The sequence below is a fragment of the Archangium sp. genome, assembly GCF_036389735.1.
In the GTDB taxonomy this organism is placed as follows: domain Bacteria; phylum Myxococcota; class Myxococcia; order Myxococcales; family Myxococcaceae; genus Archangium.
Genome location: NZ_DASVWK010000567.1, coordinates 1 through 3,706 on the forward strand (window position 1 = coordinate 1; position 3,706 = coordinate 3,706).

Genomic DNA, 3,706 nt, shown 5'->3' on the forward strand with positions numbered 1-3,706 from the left:
GGGGCGGGGCCGCCGGCTCGCGCGAGCCGTCGTCCACCACCACCACCTCGAAGTCGGAGGGGGGGAGCGTCTGCCGGGCGAACTGCCCGAGCAGGCGCTGGATGGAGTCGAGCCGGTTGTAGTTGGCAACGACGACACTCAGCCTCGGCCGCAGGGGCACGGGCCGAGGGGGCACGGCGCCAGGGGCGCCGGAAGCTGCACTGCTCATTTCTTCGGGGCTCCAGACGTGGGCTGGAGCGTAACGCTTCCGACGAAGCGTTCCTTCCCAATCAGCTCCAGCGTACGCTTGGCCGAGGTGAAGTCCGAGCTGCCGAGCTTCACGCACAGCAGCGCCCGCTCGGCCGCCAACGCCACTTCCAGCCCCACGGGGTTGGAGACGATGGAGTCGATGAGGACCACCACGCGGTCGCCCTGCTCCACGTACGCCATCATCTCGTTCACCACGTGCTGCGCGGCGCCCAGCTCCAGCCCCTCGGCATCCAGGAAGTGGATGGGGGTGGTGCTCTGCCGGCTGCCCACCTCGAGGATGGCTTGCGCGGCCTGCATGGCCGAGCCGCCCTCGTGCGAGGGAACCACCACCAGCGATGACCACCGGTGACGCTGATTGAGCATCGCCCACAGGTGCAGCAGCGCCCCGGAGGGCATGGTGCTGGCGGCCTGCTGAACGGGTTGCTGCGCAAGGGGCTGCTTCTGCTCGACGACCTCGGACGGACCTTCCTCGGGCAGCGTGGGTCCGGACGCAGACGCGGGGGCCTGCTGCACGCGGTTGCCTCGCACGACCGACAGCGGCTGTACGACGCGGCGCTGCTCGGGGGGGTTGGGGCCTCCACCGCGCGAGCCGCCCTTCGTCTTCTTGTCTTGAGGCTCGAACATGGGCAACCCCATGTTATCGCTTCGCGGGGCGTTTGCCACCTCCGAAGACGCTGTTTCTAGAGCCTGAGTGTTATCTTTTCGTGGCCTCTTCGTTTTCCGGTGCGGTATCATACCAGATTTCCTACTGGGCTGCCCGGATTCCCAGGCGCCGAGACTTCTTGGCGCGGAGGCTGAGTGGTGGGCCAGGCCCCCGTGTAGACGGCGAGCTGGTTGGCGCAGGTGAGGGCCATCGCCGCCAGCAGCGTGGCCAGCCAGCTGATGTTGCCCATGTCGCCGAAGCACTGGTTGATGTAGGCGACGAGCACCGACAGGGCCACCAATCCACCCGCGCGGTACTCCGGCTCATGTGCGCGATGGTAGGCACGCACGGTGAGGAAGACGCCGACGGAAATCCACATCCACAGCCCGCTGAAGCCCAGCACGCCGCCGAAGGCGAGCATGCTCAGCACCGAGTTGTGTGGGAAGTAGAGGTAGTCGGCGAAGGCATGGGAGATGTCGGGCAGCTTGAGCACCTCGTCGAAGGGGTGCCCCCAGCCCGTGCCGAGGATCGGGTTGCGCTCCCAGGTGTGGACGACGTTGATGTTCTCCATGTCGCGGTAGTCCATCTGCCCCTTGGCGAGGTTCTCGCCCTCCACCAGGGACTTGAAGATGCCGACCGGACCGAAGATGCCCGTGGGGTTCTGCCAGCCCACGCTGAGGTAGAGGGGGAACAAGGGCAGGAGGATCAGCGCGACGCGGGTGGCCTGACGCTTCACCCCGGTCCACGGGCTGATGATGGCGCAGGCGACGAGGCCGAGATTCAGGCTGACGTAGGCCAGGCGCCGGTCGTTGTAGTGCATGCCCATGAGGATGATGGCGGCCACCAGGACCATGCGCCAGAAGTGCTTGCGGATGGGCTTCTCCGCCCAGGACCAGATGACGCACGCCAGGCCCGTCACGTACAGCACCGTGTCCGAGTGCGTGGTGGCGTACTCGAAGTAGTAGCCGCGGGGCCGGGCGATCCCCACGACGAACCAGGCGCCCAGGACGGCCTTGGTGAAGCAGCCCACGATGATGATGCGCCCGAGGGTGCGGAAGTCCTCGGGCCCGCGCACCGCGGCGTTGAAGAGCATCACCATGAACGGCAGCGCCATCATCTGGTGCCACTGCGACCGGGCCACGCGCGGGTCGCCGCCATTGATGAAGACGCCCCAGACCTGAAGCCAGAGGATGGTGGCCGGTAGCACCAGCAGCGCGATGATGACCGGCTTGGTCAGCGGGAACGAGGGTGGGTCGATCGTGCTGCGGTTGGCGCGCCGGTAGACCATCAACCCGAGCAGTCCGAGGATGGCGATGTCCAGCAAGGGAAAGGACCAGCTGGGCTTGATGAAGAGCAGCCTGCCAAGGAAGTACAGCGGCGACTTCCACTCGCCGTCGTAGGGGACCTCGGGGACGAGGTCCACCGTGACGGCGACGGCGAAGAGGGCGAACGTCAGCGTGCGCAGCGGCTGCCGGCACACCCACCACAGCACGGCGGTGAGCACCACCGGCAACAGCGCGACCTCGGGGGCGACGATGAGCAGCCCCAACGTGGCCATCACCAGGATGCCCACCAGCGTCAGGAAGACGGGCGTGCGCGAGAGGAGGGCTTCCATCGTCGTCTAGAGCGGCCGGCAACCAGCCGTCAGGGCTTCTGGCCCTCGCGCGCGGTGCGCACCCACTCGCCCTTCTTCTCCTCGGAGCGGCTGAGCATCAGCCACACCTTCCAGGCCACGTAGAAGGGCGCTCGGCCCAGCGCCAGCAGCCCTTCCAGGCCCATGCCGGACACCCACCAGCCGCGCATCACGTAGAGCACGAGGCTCAGCACGCTCGCCGCCGCCGCGTACGCGGACAGCGCCAGGTCCCCCTGCCACAGCGACAACGCGCCCGCGGCCACCGACAGCGCGCCCGCGGCCAGTACCACCCAGCTCATCGGCGGCACCAGCAGGTCCATGGCCAGGTCCACCAGCACCTTGTCGCCCTTGCGCAGGCCCTCGGCGAGCAGCGGCAGGCCGAACTTGCGCGTCATCGCCATGCGTCCGCCATCCCAGCGGCGGCGCTGCGAGCGCGCGGCCTTCTCGCTGGTCACCATCTCGCCCAGCACCTCGGCCTCCCAGGCGTAGTGTACGCGCTGGCCGGCCTGTCCCAGGCGGATGCCGTACTCCAGGTCCTCCACGATGGAGAAGGCCTCGTGCGGCACCTGGCGGATGATGGCGTGGGTGAAGCACATGCCGTTGCCGCGCAGGCCACACGACACGCCCAGTCGCTCACGACCCATCGAGCGCACCTTGTGGAAGAGCGCCAGGAAGATGGTCATCAGCTTCGTGCGCCACGAGGCGTGCGGGTTGAGCACGCCGTAGTGTGCCTGCGCCGCTTGCGCGCCCGCCTCCAGCCGCGCCCCGAAGGCGTGCAGCAGGTTGGGCGTCACCTCGGTGTCCGCGTCCACCACCACCACCGCGTCCGCGAAGCCGTCCTTCAGGCTGTGCTCGAAGGCGAGCTGGAGGGCGTAGCCCTTGCCCCGCAGCTCCTTGTTCTGCCGCTCCAGCACGGTGGCGCCGGCCTCGCGCGCGCGCTCGGCGGTGGCGTCCGAGCAGTTGTCCGCCACGACGATGATGCGCCGCAGCTCCACCGGGTAGTCCACCCGCGAGAGGTTGGCCACGGTGCGGGCGATGCCCGCCTCCTCGTTGTGCGCCGGGATGATGACGTCGAACTTCAGGCGCGCGGGCACCTGCTGGGGCGCCTTCTTCTCCCCGGACAGGAGGGTGAGCAGCAGCAGGTAGCCCGAGGCGACGAGCAACGGCAGGGCGAGGAGGAC

General features: G+C 68.5%; 4 protein-coding genes. All 4 read right to left on the bottom strand.

From position 1 onward, the window contains the following. A partial coding sequence (locus VF794_RS19945; protein ID WP_331112736.1) for a glycosyltransferase family 2 protein occupies positions 1-208 on the bottom strand: 208 nt, incomplete at its 3' end. Further along, positions 205-873: a hypothetical protein gene (locus VF794_RS19950; protein WP_331112738.1), complete on the bottom strand. Its 669-nt coding sequence runs from the start codon at positions 871-873 to the stop codon at positions 205-207. The genes VF794_RS19950 and VF794_RS19945, both read right to left, overlap by 4 nt. A 107-nt stretch (positions 874-980) precedes the next feature. Beyond that, positions 981-2,507 carry an exopolysaccharide repeat unit polymerase gene (wzy, locus tag VF794_RS19955; RefSeq protein WP_331112740.1) on the bottom strand — a complete coding sequence of 509 codons (1,527 nt, stop codon included), beginning with the start codon at positions 2,505-2,507 and terminating at the stop codon, positions 981-983. Between the two features lie 29 nt (positions 2,508-2,536). Beyond that, a partial coding sequence (gene epsU / locus VF794_RS19960) for an exopolysaccharide biosynthesis GT2 family glycosyltransferase EpsU (RefSeq protein WP_331112742.1) occupies positions 2,537-3,706 on the bottom strand: 1,170 nt, incomplete at its 5' end.